24 protein-coding genes are annotated in these 21518 nt (G+C 55.6%); 2 read left to right on the top strand and 22 right to left on the bottom strand.

The features are described 5' to 3' along the window. Positions 1-26 precede the first annotated feature (26 nt). From HAP95_RS10775 to HAP95_RS10755, 5 genes are all read right to left on the bottom strand, one after another. On the bottom strand, positions 27-890 hold the full coding sequence (locus HAP95_RS10775) for an MBL fold metallo-hydrolase (RefSeq protein WP_215884220.1): 864 nt from the start codon (positions 888-890) through the stop codon (positions 27-29). A 105-nt stretch (positions 891-995) separates the two neighbouring features. Next, the gene (locus HAP95_RS10770) at positions 996-1772 is read right to left on the bottom strand and encodes an ABC transporter permease (RefSeq protein ID WP_215884219.1); all 777 of its coding nucleotides are present in this window, start codon (positions 1770-1772) and stop codon (positions 996-998) included. After that, on the bottom strand, positions 1772-2704 hold the full coding sequence (locus HAP95_RS10765; RefSeq protein ID WP_368356580.1) for an ATP-binding cassette domain-containing protein: 933 nt from the start codon (positions 2702-2704) through the stop codon (positions 1772-1774). Before HAP95_RS10765 ends, HAP95_RS10770 begins: the two co-directional genes overlap by 1 nt. Beyond that, complete coding sequence (locus HAP95_RS10760) at positions 2682-3416, bottom strand: alpha/beta hydrolase (RefSeq protein ID WP_215884218.1); 735 nt, start codon at positions 3414-3416, stop codon at positions 2682-2684. The genes HAP95_RS10765 and HAP95_RS10760 overlap by 23 nt, the downstream gene beginning before the upstream one ends. Next, on the bottom strand, positions 3416-3733 hold the full coding sequence (locus HAP95_RS10755; protein WP_193650344.1) for a (2Fe-2S) ferredoxin domain-containing protein: 318 nt from the start codon (positions 3731-3733) through the stop codon (positions 3416-3418). The genes HAP95_RS10760 and HAP95_RS10755 overlap by 1 nt, the downstream gene beginning before the upstream one ends. Positions 3734-3805: 72 nt before the next feature. On the opposite strand from HAP95_RS10755, the gene coq7 reads away from it, so the two are divergent. Beyond that, entirely contained in the window at positions 3806-4432 is a 627-nt protein-coding gene (coq7, locus tag HAP95_RS10750) for a 2-polyprenyl-3-methyl-6-methoxy-1,4-benzoquinone monooxygenase (protein WP_215884217.1), read from the top strand. 13 nt (positions 4433-4445) lie between these two features. Here coq7 and HAP95_RS10745 read toward each other — a convergent pair whose 3' ends face one another. The 17 genes from HAP95_RS10745 to HAP95_RS10665 form a co-directional block, all read right to left on the bottom strand. After that, a complete protein-coding gene (locus tag HAP95_RS10745; protein WP_215884216.1) occupies positions 4446-4931 on the bottom strand; it encodes an RrF2 family transcriptional regulator in 486 nt (161 codons plus the stop codon). Positions 4932-4941: 10 nt separating this feature from the next. Next, positions 4942-5367 (bottom strand): OsmC family protein, encoded by a 426-nt coding sequence (locus HAP95_RS10740; RefSeq protein WP_215884215.1) that lies wholly within the window; start codon positions 5365-5367, stop codon positions 4942-4944. 37 nt (positions 5368-5404) lie between these two features. Further along, the gene (gene trpC, locus HAP95_RS10735; RefSeq protein ID WP_215884214.1) at positions 5405-6217 is read right to left on the bottom strand and encodes an indole-3-glycerol phosphate synthase TrpC; all 813 of its coding nucleotides are present in this window, start codon (positions 6215-6217) and stop codon (positions 5405-5407) included. A gap of 9 nt (positions 6218-6226) precedes the next feature. Continuing rightward, positions 6227-7237 carry an anthranilate phosphoribosyltransferase gene (gene trpD, locus HAP95_RS10730; RefSeq protein WP_215884213.1) on the bottom strand — a complete coding sequence of 337 codons (1011 nt, stop codon included), beginning with the start codon at positions 7235-7237 and terminating at the stop codon, positions 6227-6229. Then, the gene (locus HAP95_RS10725) at positions 7234-7809 is read right to left on the bottom strand and encodes an anthranilate synthase component II (RefSeq protein WP_215884212.1); all 576 of its coding nucleotides are present in this window, start codon (positions 7807-7809) and stop codon (positions 7234-7236) included. The genes trpD and HAP95_RS10725 overlap by 4 nt, the downstream gene beginning before the upstream one ends. Before the next feature lie 238 nt (positions 7810-8047). Beyond that, a complete protein-coding gene (locus HAP95_RS10720; RefSeq protein ID WP_215884211.1) occupies positions 8048-8467 on the bottom strand; it encodes a type II toxin-antitoxin system VapC family toxin in 420 nt (139 codons plus the stop codon). Then, positions 8454-8711: an AbrB/MazE/SpoVT family DNA-binding domain-containing protein gene (locus HAP95_RS10715; protein WP_215884210.1), complete on the bottom strand. Its 258-nt coding sequence runs from the start codon at positions 8709-8711 to the stop codon at positions 8454-8456. The genes HAP95_RS10720 and HAP95_RS10715 overlap by 14 nt, the downstream gene beginning before the upstream one ends. A 209-nt stretch (positions 8712-8920) precedes the next feature. Next, positions 8921-10441 (bottom strand): anthranilate synthase component I, encoded by a 1521-nt coding sequence (trpE, locus tag HAP95_RS10710; protein ID WP_215884209.1) that lies wholly within the window; start codon positions 10439-10441, stop codon positions 8921-8923. A 105-nt stretch (positions 10442-10546) separates the two neighbouring features. Beyond that, on the bottom strand, positions 10547-11233 hold the full coding sequence (locus HAP95_RS10705; protein WP_215884208.1) for a phosphoglycolate phosphatase: 687 nt from the start codon (positions 11231-11233) through the stop codon (positions 10547-10549). Beyond that, the gene (gene rpe / locus HAP95_RS10700) at positions 11234-11896 is read right to left on the bottom strand and encodes a ribulose-phosphate 3-epimerase (RefSeq protein ID WP_215884207.1); all 663 of its coding nucleotides are present in this window, start codon (positions 11894-11896) and stop codon (positions 11234-11236) included. A 63-nt stretch (positions 11897-11959) separates the two neighbouring features. Then, on the bottom strand, positions 11960-13030 hold the full coding sequence (gene fba / locus HAP95_RS10695; RefSeq protein ID WP_215862499.1) for a class II fructose-bisphosphate aldolase: 1071 nt from the start codon (positions 13028-13030) through the stop codon (positions 11960-11962). 109 nt (positions 13031-13139) lie between these two features. Continuing rightward, complete coding sequence (gene pyk, locus HAP95_RS10690; RefSeq protein WP_215884206.1) at positions 13140-14579, bottom strand: pyruvate kinase; 1440 nt, start codon at positions 14577-14579, stop codon at positions 13140-13142. Beyond that, entirely contained in the window at positions 14576-15781 is a 1206-nt protein-coding gene (locus tag HAP95_RS10685; protein WP_215884205.1) for a phosphoglycerate kinase, read from the bottom strand. Before HAP95_RS10685 ends, pyk begins: the two co-directional genes overlap by 4 nt. A gap of 27 nt (positions 15782-15808) precedes the next feature. Beyond that, positions 15809-16816 carry a type I glyceraldehyde-3-phosphate dehydrogenase gene (gap, locus tag HAP95_RS10680; RefSeq protein WP_215884204.1) on the bottom strand — a complete coding sequence of 336 codons (1008 nt, stop codon included), beginning with the start codon at positions 16814-16816 and terminating at the stop codon, positions 15809-15811. Between the two features lie 30 nt (positions 16817-16846). Continuing rightward, positions 16847-18844 (bottom strand): transketolase, encoded by a 1998-nt coding sequence (gene tkt / locus HAP95_RS10675; protein ID WP_215884203.1) that lies wholly within the window; start codon positions 18842-18844, stop codon positions 16847-16849. Between the two features lie 27 nt (positions 18845-18871). Next, positions 18872-19816: a class II fructose-bisphosphatase gene (gene glpX, locus HAP95_RS10670; protein WP_215884202.1), complete on the bottom strand. Its 945-nt coding sequence runs from the start codon at positions 19814-19816 to the stop codon at positions 18872-18874. A gap of 58 nt (positions 19817-19874) precedes the next feature. Beyond that, positions 19875-20708 (bottom strand): inositol monophosphatase family protein, encoded by an 834-nt coding sequence (locus tag HAP95_RS10665; RefSeq protein WP_215884201.1) that lies wholly within the window; start codon positions 20706-20708, stop codon positions 19875-19877. Positions 20709-20787: 79 nt separating this feature from the next. Here HAP95_RS10665 and HAP95_RS10660 point away from each other — a divergent pair, with 79 nt between their 5' ends. Then, positions 20788-21516, top strand: coding sequence for a 16S rRNA (uracil(1498)-N(3))-methyltransferase (locus HAP95_RS10660; RefSeq protein ID WP_215884271.1), 729 nt, complete (start codon positions 20788-20790; stop codon positions 21514-21516). The last annotated feature ends 2 nt before the right edge of the window (positions 21517-21518 follow it).

The following is a 21518-nucleotide window of genomic DNA, read 5'->3' as shown; positions in this document are numbered from 1 at the left end:
CAGAATTTCTCCATTTGGCTGGGGGATTAAACCGCATTGAGAGGAATGCGGAGATAGGCTATGCCGTTATCCTCCTTCGGGGGGAGTTCGCCGGCGCGGATGTTGACCTGAAGAGCGGGCAAAATTAGTTTGGGCATGGTCAGGGTTGCATCCCTTTTTTGGCGCAGTGCGACAAAATCGGCCAGACTCCGATTATTGCCCAAGTGGATGTTGTGGGCTTTTTCCTCAGCGACCGTACTCTCCCAGCGGTATTCTTCACGTCCCGGTGCCTTGTAATCGTGGCAAAAAAACAGACGTGTTTCCTCCGGAAGCGCAAATATGCGCTGAACTGAATGGTACAGTGTCTCGGCACTGCCACCGGGAAAATCGCAACGGGCAGAACCGTAATCGGGCATGAACAGGGTGTCTCCGACAAAGGCGGCGTCGCCGATGACGTAAGTCAGGCAAGCGGGCGTGTGGCCGGGCGTATGCATGACCTGGACGGACAGGTTGCCGATGGTGAATGTTTCTCCATCTGCAAAGAGATGGTCAAACTGTCTGCCATCCTGAGGAACCTGATCGGACTCGTTGTAGAGCTGGGCAAAGGTTTTCTGAACCTGGGTGATGTGGGCCCCGATGCCTATTTTGCTGTCGAGTTCCTTGCGGAGAAAGTGCGCCGCACTGAGGTGGTCGGCGTGGGCATGGGTATCCAGTATCCATTCAACCTGTAGATTTTCCTCGCGAACGCGCGCCAGGAGTGTGTCAGCCGAACTGTGCGAAGTACGCCCGCTGGCATAATCAAAATCCAGGACCGGGTCAATAATGGCGCAAGAACGACCTTCGGGCTCTTTGACCAAATAGCTGGCAGTGAAAGTGGCTTCATCAAAAAAGCATTCAACAATGGGTTTCATACGCTCTCTCCTCATTTAGATTACATTTGTATATTTAATTATTCTAATTCTATAGTCAATATGGCTATAAGCGCACAAGCTGTTGTCAATGAGCAACTTAACGGTTCAGCGCAACAGGCGCCGGACCAGTAAACGCCAGGCGATCAGGTAGGGAATTACGGTATAAAGCAGTAGAACGCCGAGATGGTAAGGTACTTGTTGGGGGAGTTGTCCGGTCAATAGTGGGCGCAACAAAGCTACCGCATGGGTAAGCGGTAATACCTGGGCAATATCCTGGGCAAAGGCGGGAAGCGAGTGCAAAGGGTAAAATACCCCGCAAAATAAAAACATGGGGGTGACAGCCAGGGTGAAGTAGTACATGAAAAAATCATAACTGCGGGCCATGGCGGTCATGACCAGAGCGAGGCTGCCAAAGCTTAATCCCGACAGCAGAATGACCGGAATGCTCAGCCATACCCAGGGCCCCTGAATGGCTCCGAAAAAGCTGGCCACGATGATAATGGCCACAGCGCTGATCAGGCCTTTGATGGCGGCCCAGAGCACCTCGCCGGCAAGAATGTCACTGACTCGTAGGGGTGTGGCCAGCATGGCGGCATAAGTATGTTGGGCGCTCATCCGGGTAAAAGCCGAATATAATCCCTCAAAACTCGCAGTATTCATGACACTGCTGGCGACAATGCCCGAGGCAATGAAGGTGATGTAGGGCATCCCGTCCATGTGTCCGACAAAATGCCCGAGTCCATAACCCAAAGCCAATAAATACAGTAATGGATCACCGAAATTGCCAAGCATGCTGGGGAGCAGGAGTTTCCGCCATACCCCGAAATTGCGCTGTACCACCGCCAAGGCTCCGGGATTGGGAATGGCATCTTGCCAGGACATTAGTGCTCTTCCTCACGCAAATTGCGGCCTGTGAGTCTTAAAAATACGTCTTCGAGGCTGGCGGGACGCTGCAACCATCGGTAATCTGGATTATGGACAAAATGCGCCATCACTTGCTGCAGGTCCTGCCCATAACAAATGAGGGTATCGCCGACTCTTTCGCTGAGCGCCACCTGCTGTTGATGCCAGTTTTCGGGATCCGGAGTGCGGCCATCCAGGCGGCGCAACTCCATGACTTCTCCAGGAATATGCGATTCAATCAGACCTCTTGGGGTGTCCTGCGCCAGAATGCGACCCTGATCAATAATGCCGACCTGATCAGCAAGTCGTTCCGCCTCGTCCATGTAATGGGTGGTGAGCAACAGGGTGGTACCCTGGCGTCGTAAATCCCGCAGGCGTTGCCAGATCAGGTGCCGTGCCTGCGGATCGAGTCCGGTGGTCGGTTCATCCAGCAGCAGGAGCTGCGGAGCGTTGATGAGCGCGCGGGCAATGGTGAGGCGGCGCTGCATGCCACCGGACAGGGCGGAAATAGGTTGCCGGGCATAGCCGCTCAGGGCCATGAATTCCAGCAATTCCGCACTGCGTTGACGGATTCTGGTTTTGGGAAGACGAAAATAGCGTCCGTAGGTCCAGAGGTTTTCTTCTACGGTAAAATCCGGGTCGAGGTTGTCCATTTGCGGAACTACGCCGATTCTGGCGCGGCCCGCTGCCCCCAATGTGGAAAGTGCCTGTCCATCAATGCGGATTTCTCCACCATCCAAAGGTGTCAGCCCCTGGATAGCCCGTACGGTAGTGCTTTTGCCCGCGCCATTGGGTCCTACCAGGGCATAACAACTACCCGCAGGAATGGAGAATTCTACCCCCCGCAAGACTTCGCGCTGAGCGTACTGCTTGTGCAGATGTTTCAGTTCAAGAAAAGCGGGATTCAACACAGGGGCTTGTTCCCGTATAGCGCATCTTGGCCACTTCGTCCTCAAGGGATTGCAGCAGCGCTGTCTGCAGGGTGTTGAGTTGACCATGAAAAAAATGATCAGCAGGAAGCAGAAGGGTTACGGGGTTGACGGGTAAGGCTGCTACCCACTGTTTGACGTTGGTTGCGGGTACTAACTCGTCCTGCTCACCCTGAATCAGGGTCCAGGGACAACGGGGTGGCGACAGGTGCTGGAAGTCGAAAAGATTGACAGGTGGGGCCACTGTCAACAGGCGGGTGATCTGCGGATGGCGATGTACGGCCCGATAGGCCACGTAAGCACCAAAAGAAAAGCCAGTCAGCCAGATATCAAACCCCGGACGTCTTTCCTGCACCCAATTCAGAACGGCCAGGCAGTCTTCTGTTTCCCCACGGCCATCGTCATAACTGCCGGCGCTTTCTCCGACGCCCCGAAAATTGAAGCGCAGGGAGGGAATACCCAGCAGGTTGAAGGTTCTGCTGAGATAGTGAACCACCTTGTTGTGCAGGGTGCCGCCATAAAGCGGGTGCGGGTGGAGAATGACGGCCACTGCGCCCCGGGTTTCCTTTTCAGGACAAGCCGTGAGGCCTTCCAGATCACCTGCCGGGCCGGGAATGATGACTTTCTCGCCGACGCACTCCAGACCCGCCAGCTCGCCCCCGTCATACAGATGGCTGCGATCTATAGGCAGCATCAGATGCGCAACCTGTCTACGGGAACCCCGTCGCGCAGGTGGGATTCGACAATTTCCCGCACATCATCACCATCGACAAAGGTGTACCAGACTGCTTCCGGATAAACGACAGCTACCGGGCCTTCCTGGCAGCGTCCCAGGCAGCCGCAGCGATTGACGCGGACCTGATGATCACCATGAATACCCAGGGATTTGGCGTGTTTCTTGGCCAGATGAAACATTTCGTCGGCCAGTCCGCTGTTGTTGCAGGACTGTTCACCATTGTCGCGATGATTCAGGCAAATAAACATATGCCGTTGATAGAAACCTTCTTCCATAAGCGTTGACCCTTTCTCTGCTCAGGGACATCATACCCGAATCAGCTTTTACAAACAGCGTACGGAGAAATCATGCTCAGCGATTTGCTGGTCGCCAATCTGGATAATGCCCTGCGAACCCTGACCGGTCAGCACATCGGGAGTAATCGTCCCTATCCCGGCCGGGCGGTGCCCGACACCTTGCTGCGTCCCTGGGAACGTCATGAGGCAGGACGGATGATGCGAGTCAACCATGCCGGTGAGGTGATGGCGCAGGCCCTGTATACGGGACAGTCGGCAGGTACCAGTGATCCGCAACTGCGTGCCCAGCTGGAACACGCCCGCAGCGAAGAAGAAGATCATCTGCGCTGGTGCCAGACTCGACTGCAAGAACTTAACAGTCGTCCCAGCCTTCTATCCCCTCTTTGGTACGGAGCTGGCTGGAGCATGGGCTTTCTGGCCGCCCGCCAGGGTCGTGCAGCTAATCTCGGTCTGGTAGTGGCTGTGGAAAATCAGGTGGAAGAGCATCTGAACGAGCACCTGGATGCCTTGCCAGCAGATGATGATCGCAGTCGGGCAGTGGTCGCGCAGATGCGGGATGATGAAGTGGGACATGCCGAGACTGCAGAATCCCTGGGTGCCGGGAAACTGCCCATGCCGGTGCGGGTAGCCATGGGGATGTTCTCCAAGGTGCTGACGCACGGGGCACTCTGGATTTAAGCGCCCCGATTACTCAGGATACCGGGTGCTTGGTTGCCATCGGCCGGATATGTAGTTCTGAACCCCCCGGCAGGTGGATACGATAACGACCGGCACGCACGGCTTCAGCCATACTGCCAATGGTTTGCTTGCCGAGCAGACCCACGACTTCGGCTTTCAGGGGCTTCCACTGATAGTGGACCGGGCAGGCGGTTTCGTCGGCGCAGGCTTTGAGTCCCAGTACGCAACCCTGGCCGAAGGGTTGACCTTCAACCACTTCGACAATATCCAGAATGTTCATCTGGTCTGCCCCCGGCCTCAGCACAAAGCCACCACCACGGCCCTTGAAAGAATCCAGTACCCCGCGCTTGGCCAGGTCCTGAAGGATTTTTGCCAGATATTGGGCCGGAACCCGCAGATAATCGGAAATATCCCGGCTAAGTACCGGTTCGCCCTCCGGTTGGGCGGCAAGATAAATTAATGCTTGTAAAGCATATTCGCTGGTTTTACTCAGTAGCATGAAAACATCCTCAGGATTCGTCGACGACTGTAAAGTCGTGGGTGATTTCCGCTGTTTTCCCCAGCATGACGCTGGCTGAACAGTATTTTTCCGCCGACAGGCTGATGGCGTGTGCTACTCGCTTGGGATCCAGTGCTTTGCCGGATACCATAAAATGAAGGTGTATTTTTGTGAATACCTTGGGGTCGGTATCAGTACGTTCGGCCTGAATTTCAACCACACATTGCTGGATGGCCTGTCGGGATTTTTGCAGGATCATGACCACATCAATGCTCGCACAACCACCAAGACCCATGAGCAACATTTCCATGGGACGTGCGCCGAGATTATGTCCACCAATTTCTGCGGATCCATCCATGACCACAGCATGACCACTGTCAGCATTGGCCACAAAACTCATTTGACCCGGGCCCATCCATTGTACGCGTGCCTGCATGCGTCGCCCCCTTTTGCTTTTGAACAACAACCTACCATTAGATGACAATATGCGGGCCATGTAAACCAAACAGCTTACTCAAAGCCGCACCGGGTTGCGGTTCGCGCATGAAGGCCTCGCCGACGAGAAAAGCGTTGACGTCCGCCGCACGCAGTTGCAGGACATCCTCAACCTGGCGAATACCGCTTTCGGTGACCACAATGCGGTCTCCGGGTACCTGTGGGAGTAATTGCAGGGTGGTTTCAATGTCGGTCACGAAGCGATGCAGATCGCGATTATTGATGCCAATCAATGGGGTGTGCAATTTAAGGGCACGCTGGAGTTCTGCGCTGTTGTGTACTTCGACCAGTACGGCCATACCCAGGTAGTGGGCAGATTCTTCCAGGGTTTGCAATTGTTCGTCAGACAATGCCGCGACAATGAGGAGGATGGCATCTGCGCCAATGGCGCGTGCTTCCCAGATCTGATAGGGATCAATGCAGAAATCCTTTCTCAGCACCGGAATGGAGCAGGCTTCCCGGGCAGCCGTCAGGTAAATGTCGGCTCCCTGAAAATAATGTTCATCCGTCAGCACCGACAGACAGGCCGCGCCGTGGGCTGCGTAATCCTGGGCAATGCTGACAGGATTGAAATCTTCCCGGATAATGCCTGCGGAAGGGGAGGCCTTTTTGATTTCGGCGATGACTGCTGCTTGCCCGGCACTGATTTTACTGCGGATGGCAGCGATGAAATCACGCGCTGGCCCGCTCAGGGCGACGGATTCCTGCAATTCAGCCAGGCCAAGACGGGCCTTGCGTTCAATGATTTCAGCGTATTTGCGGGTGATGATTTCCTGGAGTATGTCCGTCATACGGATCCTTTATTGGTTTTTGCCCAGTAATTCCTGCCATTTACTCCAGGCAGCGCCTGACTTCAATATGTCTCTTGCCAACACCACACCAACCGCTATATCGGGTACCACATCTGCCGCATAAAGCGCCGCCCCGGCGTTCAGTAAAACCACATCCAGGCGTGGCCCAGCCCGGTTTTGCAGGACTTCTTCGGCGGCCGACAATGCTTCTGCTACGCTGTTGATTTGCAGGCTGGCAAGCGGCGCGCGCGCAATGCCGAAGTCCTCCGGCTGAATACGGCTGCGTGAAATCACCCCATCCTTCAGTTCGGCCATGTCTGTGGGGGCAGAAAGACTGATTTCATCCAGACCGTCATGGCCATGAACCACCAGTACGTGACGGGAGCCCAGTTCCCGTGCAGCTTCGGCCAGTGGCATCAGCCAGCGTTCGGCATACACGCCGAGAACCTGATGCGGGGCCCCCGCCGGGTTACTCAGGGGACCCATCAAATTGAACAGGGAGCGAATGGCCAGTTCCTTGCGCGGACCGACGGCATGGCGCATGGCACCGTGATGCGCTGGAGCAAACAGGAAGCCGATGCCGATTTTTTCGATGCTTTGAGCCACCATTTCGGGGGTCATATCCATGGGCAAACCTGCGGCTTCCAGCACATCGGCGCTGCCGCTGCGGCTGACCATGGAACGATTGCCGTGCTTGGCTACCCGAGCTCCCCCCGCTGCTGCGACGACGGCGGATACCGTGGAAATATTGAAGGTGCTCAGGGCATCTCCGCCGGTCCCGCAGGTGTCGAGCAGATGATCGGTGGAAACTTCTACCCGGGTCATGCAGGCGCGCAGAGCCAGGGTGGCACCAACCAGTTCTTCGACCCGTTGTCCTTTCATGCGCAGGCCCATGAGGAGGGCGCCAATTTGCGCAGGCGTCCAGTCACCGGCCATGATTCCGGCAAATACATGCTGGGCTTGCTCTCGGGATAAATCCTGCCCGGCGGCAATTTGTTCAAGAATGTCGCGGACCATCATCGGGTTGCTTCTCCCTGTAAGAAGTGCTGGAGGAGGGTTTTGCCACATTCGCTGAGAATGGACTCAGGATGAAACTGCACCCCCTCCACGGCCAGTGCGCGGTGACGTAAGCCCATGATTTCTCCCGCTTCCGTCCAGGCGGTGATTTCCAAACTCTCCGGCAAGCTGTCGCGTTCGACAATCAGGGAATGATAACGGGTGGCGGGAAAGGGATCGGGCAGATCGTGGAAGATTCCCTGACCATTGTGATAGATGGGCGATGTCTTGCCATGCATCACCTGGTCGGCGCGGATCACCTTGCCACCAAAAGCCTGACCGATAGCCTGATGGCCGAGACAAACGCCCAGCAGCGGGATTTTTCCCGCAAAGTGCTGAATGCTGGCAATGGAAATACCCGCTTCATTGGGGGTGCAGGGACCGGGCGAGATGCAGATATGGCTGGGAGCCAGCTTTGCAATGCGGGCAATATCAATGGCGTCATTACGTTCTACCCGTACTTCCGCACCGAGTTCGCCAAAATACTGCACCAGGTTGTAGGTAAAACTATCGTAATTATCAATCATGAGTAACATAATTGCACCATCCTATTGATTTTTATGCATTCTACCATAAAACACTTGCGAATCATGCCCCTTCCATACCCTCTTTATTGCAGGGCTGTGCTTTAATTTGGGCTGTAGATTACGCGTTCTCCGTAAAAAGTGCGATTTAGACAGCTACCGGTGCGCAGTTGCTCCAGCCGCACCGAGCGATCCGGCCCAGGGTAGCTGAGGAGGTCGTTGATGTTGATGGGTAACGACATAGCGTAGGCTACTTGGCAGGTACAACGACTGCAGGTGCAACACCAAGACGTTTGGCGCGGCGCGCAAATCGACGGTCATCGAAGCTCATGAATTCCGTGCAATGGCTGCTGGCCAGCAAGTGCAGGGCATCGGCGAAGTCCAGCCCCTCTGTGTGCCAGGCCAAGGCATCGGCGATGCGCGACCATTCCTCGACATTGACGTTGGGCAGACCAAGCAGATGTTTGACGACCCTGACGAAATCCTCGTCCGCGAAGCCATAAAAGGCGCGCAAGACCCATTCGAGCTCAAGGATTACGGTCAGGGGTACGAACACCTGGGGGGATTCGGTCAGGAGTCTATGGGCAATCGGACGTTGTCTGGCGGCCTCGGGGTCAGCCGGGTCAGCCACATAGAAACGTGCCAGAATGTTGGTATCAAGGGCGATCATCTTTGGTTTCCCGCATGGCGAGGGCGACATCGAAATCGGCAAGACGGCGTTTGCCCGGCCGCGTGCAAACCAGCATGCCAAAGCCGTCTTCGGCAGTGGTTTGAGTGACTTGGCGCTTCACCTCGGCGTGGATGACATGACCTTCCAGGCTGAAATCAAGTTGACAGCCGGGGGTGATGCCCAAGCGGCGACGGATTTCCACCGGAATGACAACTTGGCCTTTATCGGAAACCGTTGTTAACATGGCAACATTCTCCTCTTACGGGGTAAGAATATTTTAGCACAAGGCATTACTCCGGCAACAGAATGTAAATGCCGAGGAGATCCATCGGCAACTGCGACGATCTGGTGATTGAGCTTGGCTTGCTCGATCTTCAGAAAGCTTCGGATGTAGGTGGCGTAGTCTGAGACGATATCCGCGTGGGTTTGAAAGACGTTCATGGTCTGTAGTTATCAATCATGAGCAACATGATCTGCCCTCCCTTCGGGGTCGAGGCCGTTTTCGGCCAGGGCTACAGCCCGGAACATGGCGCGGCGCTTGTTCATGGTTTCTTCCCACTCTGCCGCGGGTTCGGAGTCGGCGACAATGCCCCCTCCGGCCTGAATATGCAGAGTGCCGTTTTTGATGACTGCAGTACGGATGGCGATGCAGGTATCCATGTTGCCATTCCAGCCCCAGTAGCCTACTGCCCCGGCATATACGGCCCGGGATACCGGTTCGATTTCCCGGATGATTTCCATGGCGCGAATTTTCGGCGCTCCCGATACGGTGCCAGCCGGAAAGCTGGCGCGCAGGGCATCCATGGCATCCAGCTCCGGGCGCAGCCGACCAGTGACCTGAGAAACAATGTGCATGACATGGGAGTAGCGTTCAATACCAAAGGAATCCGTCAGCGTGACCGAACCGACTTCGGCAATTCGGCCCACATCATTGCGGGCCAGATCAATCAGCATGAGATGTTCGGCACGTTCTTTGGGGTCTGCCAGAAGCTCTTTTTCCAGAGCTTCATCTTCTGCCCGGGTTTTGCCTCGGGGACGGGTGCCGGCAATGGGGCGTACGGTGACCTGCTGGTCTTCCACCCGGACCAGAATTTCGGGTGAAGAGCCCACCAGATAAGTGTCGTCCAAATCTACATAAAACATGTAGGGAGAAGGGTTGACACCACGCAGGGCGCGGTAAAGGTCCAGCGGATGGGCGCTCAGTTCGGTGGATAGGCGTTGCGAAGGTACGACTTGCATGACGTCGCCAGCAGCGATGTAGTCCTTGATGTGATCCACTGCGGCCATGTATCCCTCACGGCTGAAACTGGCCGTGAAGTCCTCCTCCCTGACCCTGCGAGTTTGCACGGGGGGGGGCGGCGGCATGGCGCTTTGTCGCAGCCGCTTCTGAAGGTCATCCAGGCGCTGAAGACCTTGGTGATAGGCATTGTTCTGACTGGGGTCCACATGCACCAGAAGACGGATGGTTCCGCGCAAATTGTCAAAAATCAGCAGCTCATCGGCCACCAGCAACTGGATTTCCGGCAGATCGAGCGGGTCAGGAAGTGTTGCGCTACGGGCCAGACGCGGCTCGATATAGCGAACAATATCATATCCGAAGTAACCGACCAGCCCACCACTGAAGCGGTCATCAATGGCTTCTTCCAGGGGGGCGACCCGAAAGCGCGCGCGAAACGCGCTGATCCATTCGAGCGGGTCTTGCGGCTGGGCCCGCTCCGTTTCGATACCCTCATTGTGGACAGTCACCAACCCATGATGCACGCGGATGATCTGCCGGGCAGGGAGACCGATGATGGAGTAACGCCCCCATTTTTCACCGCCCTGAACGGATTCGAGTAGATAGGCATAGGGACCATCTACCAGTTTCAGATAGGCGGAAAGGGGGGTGTCGAGGTCGGCAATGACCTCGCGGGAAAGGGGTACGCGGTTATAGCCCTGGCTTGCCAGAGCAGCAAAAGTGGCTTCAGAAATCACGGATCACCTCGTTGGAACGATGAAAAGAAGGGTACTGCTTTTCAGCAGCGACGCCATCGATTTCCCGCACGTTCCAATTTCCGCATAATTTCCGTTACTCCTGTGTCAGGCGAGAATATCCAATAATTCACTCATATTGTCCAGTACCGCATCGGGATTGAGCGTGTGTACGGGTTCGTCACCATGATATCCATAGGTTACACAAGCTACGGGCATGCTTGCTGCGCGGGCTGCCTGAGTATCATTGCAGGAATCTCCGACCAACAAACAGTCACCTACCGGTTGATGAAAGTGGGCGGCAGTATGCAGGAGTTGCAATGGATCCGGCTTTTTTTTGGGGAGGCTGTCACCAGACAGGACCAGGCCAAAAAAGTCGTATAACTCCAGGCGTTTTAACAGGGGTTCGGTAAAAGCCTTGGCCTTGTTGGTGATGCAGACCAGCTCCCGGCCTTGAGCCTGAAGGGCTTTGAGCGTATCGCCTACGCCCGGATAAATCTGACTATGGTCCAGCAGATGGTCCCCATAGTACTGACTGAAATCGACCATGGCGGCGTCCAGTTCTGCTTCGCTGGGTTCCTGCTGAATACACAGTGCCCGACGCATCAGTTCACGTACGCCATTACCGATGAAGCCGCGAATGACCGGCATTTCGGCAGGCTGTCGCCCGAGCTTATGGAGAGCATGGTTGGCCGCTCCGGCCAGATCCGGAGCGGTATCAATGAGCGTACCGTCCAGATCCAGCAGTACCACCCGTGCAGTGAATGGCGCGCTGACGCTCAGTTGCACCGTCATTTAACCCGCCAATGCCTTGCGGAAAGCCGCAATGGTGGCTTTATAGTCCGGAGTATTATAAATGGCGCTGCCGGCTACGAATACATCGGCACCGGCATCGGCAACCCGGCGCACGTTGTCGACTTTAACGCCGCCATCTACTTCCAGTTCAATATGCTTGCCGGTAGCGTCAATGCGCTTGCGGATGGCTTCGATCTTACGCAGGGTGTAGTCAATGAAACTTTGACCACCAAAACCGGGGTTGACGCTCATGACCAGTACCAGGTCCAGGTTTTCCAGAACGTAGTCCAGCACATCCAGGGGAGTTCCGGGATTGAGGGATACGCCGGCCTTGCAACCGAGGCTGTGGATCAACTGAATGGTACGATCGAGATGAATGGTTGCTTCCGGATGCACGGTGATGATGTTGGCACCGGCCTTGGCAAACTCGGGAATGATGGCATCCACCGGGGCAATCATCAAATGCACATCCAGAGGCTTCTGGGTATGGGGTTTGATAGCCGCAGCGACCAGCGGTCCAATAGTCAGGTTGGGTACAAAATGGTTGTCCATGACGTCGATATGAATATAGTCGGCGCCGGCTTCATCCACTGCCCGCACTTCTTCACCCAGGCGGGCAAAGTCAGCGGAGAGAATGGAGGGTGAAATCTTGAATTGTGTCATACGGCCTCCAAAACAGGGCGAGAGCGCTGTGCGCCCTCGCCGTTTGCAAAAACTGGAATCGTTTCAGAGACCAGTGACGCGGGGATCCAGTTCACCTTTCTTGTAGCGCTTGAACATGTCGTCCAGCTGAATCACCTTGATCTTGCTGGCATTGCCAGCCGTACCGAAGGCTTCGAAACGCTGACGGCAGATGTCGCGCATGGCATCCAGAGAAGCGGTGAGGAACTTGCGGGGATCGAAGTTCTTCGGGTTTTTGTAAAGGCTCTGGCGAACAGCACCCGTGGCGGCCAGACGCAGGTCGGTGTCGATATTGACCTTGCGCACACCATTTTTGATGCCTTCCTGAATTTCTTCGACGGGCACGCCATAGGTTTCGCCAATGTCACCACCAAATTCGTGGATGATTTTCAGCCATTCCTGGGGCACGGAACTGGAGCCGTGCATGACCAGATGGGTATCGGGAATACGGGCGTGAATTTCCTTGATCCGGTCAATACGCAGTACCTTGCCGGTTGGCGGCTGGGTAAATTTGTAGGCGCCATGGCTGGTGCCGATGGCGATAGCCAGGGCATCGAGCTTGGTGGCCTTCACAAATTGGGCGGCTTCTTCCGGATCGGTCAGCATCTGGTCGTGGGTCAGGCAACCTTCGGCGCCCACTCCATCTTCTTCACCAGCCATGCCGGTTTCCAGGGATCCCAGACAACCCAGTTCACCTTCCACAGAAACGCCTACAGCATGAGCCATTTCAACCACTTTGGCAGTGACGGCGGTGTTGTAATCGTAGCTGGCCGGCGTTTTGGCATCTTCCATCAGCGAGCCGTCCATCATGACGCTGGAGAATCCGGAGCGGATGGCCTGAATACAAACGGCCGGGCTGGCACCGTGATCCTGATGGAGCACGACGGGAATATCAGGGTATTCTTCGATGGCCGCCAAAATGAGGTGGCGCAGGAAGGGTTCACCCGCATACTTGCGGGCACCCGCAGAGGCCTGCAGGATAACCGGCGCATCAACAGCAGCGGCGGCTTCCATGATGGCACGAACCTGTTCCAGGTTGTTGACATTAAATGCGGGAATTCCGTAGCTGTGTTCTGCAGCGTGATCCAAAAGCTGGCGCAGTGAAACGAGGGCCATAGCACTTCTCCTAAACGTGAATGAAAAATGGTTGGTTTTTAATCAATCCTATAGACGGGGTAAGCAAACTGCAAGCCGCCCGTCATCAGTCCGGTTCGTATGTTTCTGTCTAGCCGCGATGGGTGAGGTCTCCCACACGGACCAGTTTCAGGGTATTGGTTCCACCCGGAGAGCCAATGGGCTCACCAATGGTAATCAACATCAGGTCTCCGTCGCGTACTGCACCACGACGGCGCAGCTCATCTTCGGCGGCGCGCATCACCTGCACAGGATCATCATGACGGTTTTGTGGAAAATTCACCGGATGAACGCCCCGGTACAAAGTCACCTTACGGCGGGTATACACCTGGGGCGTCAACGCATAAATGGGCACCTTGGGATTAGCCCGCGATAACCACAATGCCGTAGAGCCACTTTCCGTAAAGGCGGCAATGGCGGCAATAGATGAGCGCAGGGTAGCTAGAAGCGCGGCGGCTGCGATGGTTTCATCCACTCCGGCAAGCGGGCGATCAATAATCTGCAGGGTGTTGGTGCTGGGGGCATGCCGTTCAGCTTCGCGACAGGTACGGTCCATCGCCGCCACGGCCTCTACCGGATAAGCGCCGCTCGCCGTTTCTGCCGACAACATGACCGCATCCGTACCATCCAGAACCGCATTCGCCACGTCGGAAACTTCGGCACGAGTGGGTATGGGCTGATGAATCATGGATTCCATCATTTGGGTGGCAGTGATACTCAGGCGATTATGTTTTTGGGCCAGGGCGATAATTCGCTTCTGCACCGGAGGAACGGCTGCATCGCCGATTTCCACCCCGAGATCTCCCCGGGCCACCATGATGCCTTCGGATACCGCCAAAATCTCTTCAATCGCATCGACCGCTTCGGCACGTTCGATTTTGGCAATCAGGGCACCATGCCCTCCGGCTTCACGGAACAGGCGGCGTGCTTCGTCCATATCTGCCGCACTGCGCGGAAAGGAAACCGCCAGATAATCGGCTTCCAGTTGGGCGGCCGTGATGATGTCGGCCCGATCCTTGTCGGTCAGAGCCGGCGCGGTCAGACCACCACCGGCGCGGTTGATCCCCTTGCTGTTGGACAATTCACCCCCCTGTACTACCCGGGTATGAATTTCGCCGCCCTGAACCTTCTCGACCCAGAGCACAATCATGCCATCATTAAGCAGAAGTGTGGCACCACGATCCACATCGCTGACCAGCTGTGGATAAGTCACCCCCACCCGGGTTTGATCTCCCATGCTGCAGTGAATATCCAGAATGAAGGAATCGCCTTCTTTCAGATGAATTTTGCCATCGGCAAATTTGCCGATGCGGATTTTCGGGCCCTGCAAATCGGCCAGAACCCCAATGGCGCGACCATGGGCACGTGCCCGTTCGCGCACCATTTCCGCTCTTTGCACATGGTCTTCGGGGGAACCATGAGAAAAATTGAGGCGGACGACATCGACGCCCGCCTCGATCAGACGATCGATGACCTGCACATCAGAACTGGCAGGGCCTAGGGTTGCGACGATTTTCGTCCGGCGTATCAAGTGTTGTTACCTCGTGCACGTTCTTCAAGTATGGCAACGGCCGGTAAGGTTTTGCCTTCCAGAAATTCCAGAAAGGCACCACCACCGGTGCTGATGTAAGAAACTTTGTCTTCAATGTGGAACTGGTTGATGGCCGCGATGGTATCGCCACCACCGGCAATGGAAAATGCCGTGCTTTCGGAGACAGCCTGGGCAATGGCCTTGGTTCCACCCGCGAAATTTTCAAACTCAAAGACGCCTACCGGACCGTTCCAGACGATGGTCCCCGCTTTTCTGAGAATCTCGCCCAACGCCTTGGCGGTATCCGGACCGATATCCAGAACCATGTCATCTTCGGCAATGTCGGCTACCGCACACGTGCGAGCCGGTGCCGTGGCCGAAAATTCCTTGGCAACAACTACGTCTGTAGGCAGGGGAACCACGCCACCCTTGGCTTTGGCGGCAGCAATGATGGCTTTTGCCTCGGGAACCAGATCAGCCTCGCAGAGCGATTTACCCACTCCATAGCCTTCGGCAAGAATGAAGGTATTGGCAATACCACCGCCTACTACCAGCTGATCTACCTTGTCGGCCAGTGATTTGAGAATGGTGAGCTTGGTGGATACCTTTGAGCCCGCCACAATGGCGACCAGTGGTCGTTTGGGATTCTGCAAGGCCTTGCCGAGCGCATCCAGTTCACCCACCAGCAGGGGGCCAGCACAAGCAGTCGGGGCATACTTGGCAATACCATGGGTACTGGCTTCGGCGCGATGGGCGGTACCGAAAGCATCATTGACGAAAATGTCGCAGAGTTTTCCGTATTTCTGCGCCAAAGTATCGTCATCTTTCTTTTCGCCCTTGTTGATGCGGCAGTTTTCGAGCATGACCACATCACCGGGCTGGACCTCGAAACCACCGTCCACCCAGTCCGCTTGCAGACGGACTGGGCGACCGAGCAGCTCGGAAAGTCGCTTGGCCACCGGTGCCAGAGAGTCTTCGGGTTTGAATTCACCTTCCGTGGGACGACCCAGGTGCGAGGTGATCATGACGCCAGCACCGGCATCCAAAGCCATTTGGACCGCAGGTGCAGAAGCGCGCACCCGGGTGTCATCGGCAATTGCCCCTTCCTTACTCAGGGGAACATTGAGATCAGCGCGGATAAAAACCCGCTTGCCTTGTGCTAGGCCACGCTTGCACAGGTCTTCAAAGGTCAGAACATGCATGATGGCATCTCCAGTTTGTAGTGATAATCAGTGACTGGCGACGTGCTTGACGAAACGCATCATGTTGCAGGTATAACCATATTCATTGTCATACCAGGACACTACCTTGACGAAAGTCGGATCCAGCTGCAGGCCGGCACCAGCGTCAAAAATGGACGGGGTCGGATAGCCACGGAAGTCGGTGGAAACCACTGAGGCTTCGGTATAGCCGAGGACGCCTTTGAGCGGACCTTCGCTGGCTGCTTTCATAGCCTTGCAGATTTCTTCGTAGCTGGTTTCCTTGTTCAGCTCAGCAGTGAGGTCAACCACCGAAACGTCAGAAGTAGGCACCCGGAAAGACATACCGGTCAGCTTTTTGTTCAATTCAGGAATAACCTTGCCTACGGCCTTGGCAGCACCCGTAGAGGAAGGAATGATGTTTTCGAGAATGCCACGGCCACCGCGCCAGTCTTTGGCAGAAGGACCATCAACGGTTTTCTGAGTCGCGGTTGTAGCATGCACCGTGCTCATCAGGCCACGTTTGATACCAAAGTGATCATTCAGCACCTTGGCGATGGGCGCCAGACAGTTGGTGGTGCAAGAAGCCGCCGAAACGATTTTTTCACCGGCATACTTGCTGTGATTCACCCCGTAAACAAACATCGGGGTGTCATCCTTGGAAGGCGCAGACTGCACCACTTTTTTGGCGCCGGCGTCCAGATGCTTCTGACAGGTCTCGCCCGTCAGGAAAAAGCCGGTAGATTCAATGACTACATCTACGTTTACATCGCCCCACTTGAGATTCGCAGGATCGCGTTCGGCGGTCAGGCGGATACTCTTGCCGTTGACGACGAGATCATTGCCCTCGACCTTGACTTCACCCTGAAAGCGGCCATGAACCGAATCATACTGCAGCATATAGGCCAAGTAGTCAGGCTCAAGCAAGTCATTGATGGCAACAACTTCAATGTTGTTGAACTCTGCTTCCTTGGCGATGGCGCGAAAAGCCATGCGGCCGATGCGGCCGAAACCATTAATACCTACGCGAATGGTCATTATATTTACTCCTCAAAATTGCAAATGAATTCAAAGCGACTGGAACTGGGCAACAATGTTGTCCACAGTGAAGCCGAATTTGGCGAATAGCGTCGGTGCCGGAGCGGAAGCCCCGAAATGATCAATACCGACGACGGCGCCATGCAATCCGACGTATTTGTACCAGAGTCCCGTGGTGCCTGCTTCAATGGCGACCCGCTTGCTGATGCTGGCGGGCAAAACGCTTTCCTGATAGGCGGCATCCTGAGCGGCGAAGATGTCCATACAAGGCATGGAAACCACCCGAACGGCGTGACCCTGTTCAGCCAGTTTCGCCTGGGCCGCCAGGGCCAGTTCAACTTCAGAACCGGTAGCAATCAAAATACCTTGTGCCTTGCCAGCCTCGGCATCCTTGATGACATAGCCACCACGACGGGCATTGGCTACGGTTTCATCCGTATGGGGCAGTGCTGGCAAGTTCTGACGACTGAGAGCGAGCAAGGACGGCGTACGCTGGAGCTTGACGGAGGATTCCCAGGCAATGGTTGTTTCTACGGCGTCCGCAGGACGCCAGACGTTGAGGTTGGGGATCAGCCGCAAGCTGTTGACCTGCTCAACCGGTTGATGGGTGGGACCATCTTCACCAAGACCAATGGAATCATGGGTCATGACATAGACGACGCGAATACCCATCAGGGCTGACATGCGAATCGCGTTGCGGCTGTAATCCGAGAAAATCAGGAAAGTGCCACCGAAGGGCAGGAAGCCGCCATACAAGGATACACCGTTCATGATGGCCGACATGCCGAATTCACGCACACCATAGTGAATGTAATTACCCATCAAACGGTGCTTGCCGATGTCAATCGCTTCTTTCCAGCGAGTATTGTTGGAAGGCGTCAAATCGGCGGAGCCACCGAGAAATTCAGGTAGAGAGGCAGCAATACCCTGAATGGTTTTACCCGAGGCAACGCGGGTCGCAATTTTCGGGTTTTCCTTACGGAATTCGCCGATGATTCGGGCAATGGCCGCGTCAAATTCGGGACTGGCTTCACCACTCAGGCGCCGTTCAAATTCGGCTGCTTCCTTGGGGAAGTTGGCCTTGTATTTGGAAAACTTTTCTTTCCAGGCACTCTCCGCCGTTTCCCCTTTGGCTTTGGCGTTGTAACCGTGATAAACCGCTTCCGGAATTTCAAAGGGAGCACCACTCCAGCCGAGATTCTTGCGCGTCAGGGCAATTTCTTCAGCGCCCAGCGCGGCTCCATGCACATCGTGGGTGCCAGCCTTGTTGGGTGAGCCATGACCAATGACGGTCTTGCAGCAAATCAGGGTCGGTTGCGTGGTTTGTTTGTGGGCCTGAGTGATGGCCTTTTTGATGGCTTCGGGATCGTGACCATCCACATGACGAACGACATGCCAGCCGTAGGCTTCAAAACGCGCCGGGGTATCGTCCCCGAACCAGTCGTCCACATGACCATCAATAGAAATGTTGTTGTCATCGTAAAAGCAGACAAGCTTGTTCAGACCCCAGACCCCGGCCAAAGAGCAGGCTTCATGGGAAACCCCTTCCATGAGACAGCCGTCGCCCAGAAATACATAAGTGTAGTTGCTGACGATTTCATGATCGGGGCGGTTGAACTGGGCAGCCAGCATACGTTCCGCCAGGGCCATACCCACACCGTTGGCAATGCCCTGACCTAATGGACCCGTGGTGGTTTCAACGCCGGGCGTATCGCGATATTCGGGATGACCGGGAGTTTTGCTGTGCCACTGACGGAATTGCTTAAGATCATCAATGGACAAATCGTAGCCGCTCAGGTGGAGGAGTGCATACTGCAACATCGAACCGTGGCCGTTGGAAAGAATGAAGCGGTCACGTCCGGCCCAATGCGGATTGGCCGGGTTGTGCACCAGAAAATCATTCCACAAGACTTCGGCGATGTCCGCCATGCCCATAGGCATTCCGGGATGGCCGGAGTTCGCTTTTTCGACGGCATCCATGGCCAGAACGCGAATGGCATTGGCCAGATCAGTACGGGTTACAGTCATAACTCACTCCTTGGATAAATGAAAATGTCAGTCGGCGCGCTGGTGGGTGCGGACCCGACGTAAAATACCGTCATGACCCGAAATGACCAGGGTTTCGCTCTCTACAAAGTAGTGGGAACGGGTAACGCCATCAAGAATGTCGCCGGAAGTCAGGCCAGTCGCCACGAAAAGCACGTCGTCACTGGAAACCAGTTCATCACGGCTCAGCCATTGACCTGCTTTCAGGCCCGCTTCGGCAATAGCTTCGGCTTCGCCGGGTTTTTGCGGGGCCAGGCAGCCAAACATGTCCGCGCCCATGGCGCGGGCGGCGCAGGCCGAGATGACGCCTTCGGGTGTGCCACCGATGCCCATCATAGCATCCACTTTGGTACCCAGGGCTGCCATGATGCCACCACTGACGTCACCGTCTGTCTGCAGGCGAACCGTCGCGCCTGCGGCTTGAATTTCGCGGATCATGGCGTCATGACGAGGCTTTTTCAGAAGGAAAATGCGCAATTCTTTCACATCTTTGCCGAGAGATTTGGCCAGTGCCTGCAATTTGGCTTTCATGGGGGCTTCGGGATCAATTTTGCCGCGCGCCGGGGCGGGGACAATCAACTTGTCCATGTAATATGCGGGGCCGGGCTGGAACATGCTGCCTTTGGGGGCTGCTGCCAGCACACAAATGGAACCGGGCATGCCTTGGGCTAAAAAGGTGGTGCCTTCGACGGGATCCACGGCGATTTCCACTTCCGGACCCGTGCCCGATCCAACCTGCTCACCATTGTAGAGCATGGGCGCTTCGTCTTTTTCGCCTTCGCCGATGATGACCACGCCGCGCATGGGGACTTGAGCAATGGCAGCACGCATGGCATCTACAGCGGCTCCATCTCCCAGTTCTTTTTCACCACGCCCAATCCAGGCGCTGGCAGCGCGGGCGGCAGATTCGGTAACGGGGAGTAGAGACAGCGCAAGACTACCTATGGATGACATAAGGTTGTTCCCTTCAGTGGCGGAATTAGATGGAAGACATAATTCGTTTTAGCATAAATCAAAGGACCGCGTTTGGGAACTCGGAGGCCTTATCGGAGGCATGCTCCAGCCAGTTTCGCCAGGTTTGGTGCAAATTTGGATCCAGTGTGGCCAGAGCGGAGCGTGGCTTCAGGTCTTTTTCCTGAAGAGCCTGACCATTGAACTGGGAAATTTGACCACCGGCTTCCTGGAGAATCAATGCGCCTGCGGCGCGATCCCAAAGTTGCTGGGCACCATGCAAATAAAAATGGTAGCGTCCCGCCGCCAGCCAACACCATTCCAATACGGATGAACCGAAATTACGTTGGCTATGAAAGGGGCGTTCATCAATGATGCGCAGGGCCAGATTTCGATCCAGTCGTTTGTAGTCCACCACCCCTACGCAGTGTTTCAGCGCCGGAGCTTCGCGAGTGTGGAGTGAAGTGCCATCAACTTTAGCCCCTTTTCCCTGTACGGCTGAAAAAAGTTCAGCGCGTACCGGATCATAAATCCAGCCCATGACCGAATGCCCCTTTTCCAGCAGGGCCAGAGAGACGCCAAAAACCGGCACCCCTGCGGCAAAATTACTGGTGCCGTCCAGAGGGTCCAGGCACCAAAGTGCATCACTGTTTTTCAGGAGGGATTGTTGTTCTTCGCGGGGCATCTCTTCGCCCAGTAGGGGAATATCGGGATAGCGGGCGGCCAGCATATCCTGAAGAAAATTCTGACTGTCTATGTCAGCGCTGGTGACGATGCTGCCGTCAGGCTTGCGACTACTGACTACAGTATGAAAACGCGGCAGAACGAAACGCTCGGCACTGGTACGCAGCAATTTTCCCACCCATTGCTGGTCGATTTCATTGATTCTGGACATGCCCGTCTCCGTGATTTTTGACCCACTACTACGGCGCTGCGATGATATAGTTATTATTTCTTGCTGAAAGTCTACCGTGATGCCGCGCATTCATTTATACGCTGATTCCGAATTGCCCGAAAGCGGTGCTTTTCTTTTGCCCACGGAGCCCAGCCATCATTTATTGAAAGTGCTGCGCGCGCGCATTGCTCAGGATGTGACTCTCTTCAACGGGGATGGTTGCGTCTATGCCGGTACATTGAAAGGCATTACCGGTAACCGCGCCGAAATCCAGATCAGCGGGCGTTTTGTGCGGCAAACACGTTCTCCGCTCATGATTCATCTGTGGTTGCCCTTGATGCGCGGGGAGCGTTGGGACTGGAGCCTGCAAAAAGCCGTAGAACTGGGCGTGCAGACGATTCTGCCGGTGGCTTGCCAGCATGCCGTGGTACAGATTAAAGAAACGCGCGGCGAAAAACGTCTCCAACGTTGGCAGGATATGGTGATTGCGGCCTGTGAGCAGAGTGGCGCGACGAGCATTCCGAAAGTGTTGCCGCCTATCGCTCTGACTAATGCCTGGTCCCTGTGCCGGGGCCAGAGTCTGGTTCTGGACCCTGCGCCGGAGAATGCGAAGATGCGTGAACTGCCTCACCCCGAGTCGGAAGTGACGCTGTTAAGTGGGCCTGAAGGTGGGCTGAGTAGTTCTGAACTGGCAGCGGCAAGCGCCCATGGTTTTCAAAAGGTGGGCATGGGGCCACGCATTCTGCGGGCGGAAACCGCTGCAGTTGCAGCGGTCGCCGTGTTGCAGGCGTTGTGGGGGGATCTCTGAAA

The sequence above is a fragment of the Acidithiobacillus sulfurivorans genome (genome assembly GCF_018853815.1).
Taxonomy (GTDB): domain Bacteria; phylum Pseudomonadota; class Gammaproteobacteria; order Acidithiobacillales; family Acidithiobacillaceae; genus Acidithiobacillus; species Acidithiobacillus sulfurivorans.
This window is presented reverse-complemented; position numbering and strand designations above follow the sequence as displayed.

What these genes read in the sequence shown, in the direction of transcription:
- HAP95_RS10775 (WP_215884220.1), bottom strand. Translation starts at nt 890, where the DNA reads ATGAAACCCATTGTTGAATGCTTTTTTGATGAAGCCACTTTCACTGCC.
- HAP95_RS10770 (WP_215884219.1), bottom strand. Translation starts at nt 1,772, where the DNA reads ATGTCCTGGCAAGATGCCATTCCCAATCCCGGAGCCTTGGCGGTGGTA.
- HAP95_RS10760 (WP_215884218.1), bottom strand. Translation starts at nt 3,416, where the DNA reads ATGCTGCCTATAGATCGCAGCCATCTGTATGACGGGGGCGAGCTGGCG.
- HAP95_RS10755 (WP_193650344.1), bottom strand. Translation starts at nt 3,733, where the DNA reads ATGGAAGAAGGTTTCTATCAACGGCATATGTTTATTTGCCTGAATCAT.
- coq7 (WP_215884217.1), top strand. Translation starts at nt 3,806, where the DNA reads ATGCTCAGCGATTTGCTGGTCGCCAATCTGGATAATGCCCTGCGAACC.
- HAP95_RS10745 (WP_215884216.1), bottom strand. Translation starts at nt 4,931, where the DNA reads ATGCTACTGAGTAAAACCAGCGAATATGCTTTACAAGCATTAATTTAT.
- HAP95_RS10740 (WP_215884215.1), bottom strand. Translation starts at nt 5,367, where the DNA reads ATGCAGGCACGCGTACAATGGATGGGCCCGGGTCAAATGAGTTTTGTG.
- trpC (WP_215884214.1), bottom strand. Translation starts at nt 6,217, where the DNA reads ATGACGGACATACTCCAGGAAATCATCACCCGCAAATACGCTGAAATC.
- trpD (WP_215884213.1), bottom strand. Translation starts at nt 7,237, where the DNA reads ATGATGGTCCGCGACATTCTTGAACAAATTGCCGCCGGGCAGGATTTA.
- HAP95_RS10725 (WP_215884212.1), bottom strand. Translation starts at nt 7,809, where the DNA reads ATGTTACTCATGATTGATAATTACGATAGTTTTACCTACAACCTGGTG.
- HAP95_RS10720 (WP_215884211.1), bottom strand. Translation starts at nt 8,467, where the DNA reads ATGATCGCCCTTGATACCAACATTCTGGCACGTTTCTATGTGGCTGAC.
- HAP95_RS10715 (WP_215884210.1), bottom strand. Translation starts at nt 8,711, where the DNA reads ATGTTAACAACGGTTTCCGATAAAGGCCAAGTTGTCATTCCGGTGGAA.
- HAP95_RS10705 (WP_215884208.1), bottom strand. Translation starts at nt 11,233, where the DNA reads ATGACGGTGCAACTGAGCGTCAGCGCGCCATTCACTGCACGGGTGGTA.
- rpe (WP_215884207.1), bottom strand. Translation starts at nt 11,896, where the DNA reads ATGACACAATTCAAGATTTCACCCTCCATTCTCTCCGCTGACTTTGCC.
- fba (WP_215862499.1), bottom strand. Translation starts at nt 13,030, where the DNA reads ATGGCCCTCGTTTCACTGCGCCAGCTTTTGGATCACGCTGCAGAACAC.
- HAP95_RS10685 (WP_215884205.1), bottom strand. Translation starts at nt 15,781, where the DNA reads ATGCATGTTCTGACCTTTGAAGACCTGTGCAAGCGTGGCCTAGCACAA.
- gap (WP_215884204.1), bottom strand. Translation starts at nt 16,816, where the DNA reads ATGACCATTCGCGTAGGTATTAATGGTTTCGGCCGCATCGGCCGCATG.
- tkt (WP_215884203.1), bottom strand. Translation starts at nt 18,844, where the DNA reads ATGACTGTAACCCGTACTGATCTGGCCAATGCCATTCGCGTTCTGGCC.
- glpX (WP_215884202.1), bottom strand. Translation starts at nt 19,816, where the DNA reads ATGTCATCCATAGGTAGTCTTGCGCTGTCTCTACTCCCCGTTACCGAA.
- HAP95_RS10665 (WP_215884201.1), bottom strand. Translation starts at nt 20,708, where the DNA reads ATGTCCAGAATCAATGAAATCGACCAGCAATGGGTGGGAAAATTGCTG.
- HAP95_RS10660 (WP_215884271.1), top strand. Translation starts at nt 20,788, where the DNA reads ATGCCGCGCATTCATTTATACGCTGATTCCGAATTGCCCGAAAGCGGT.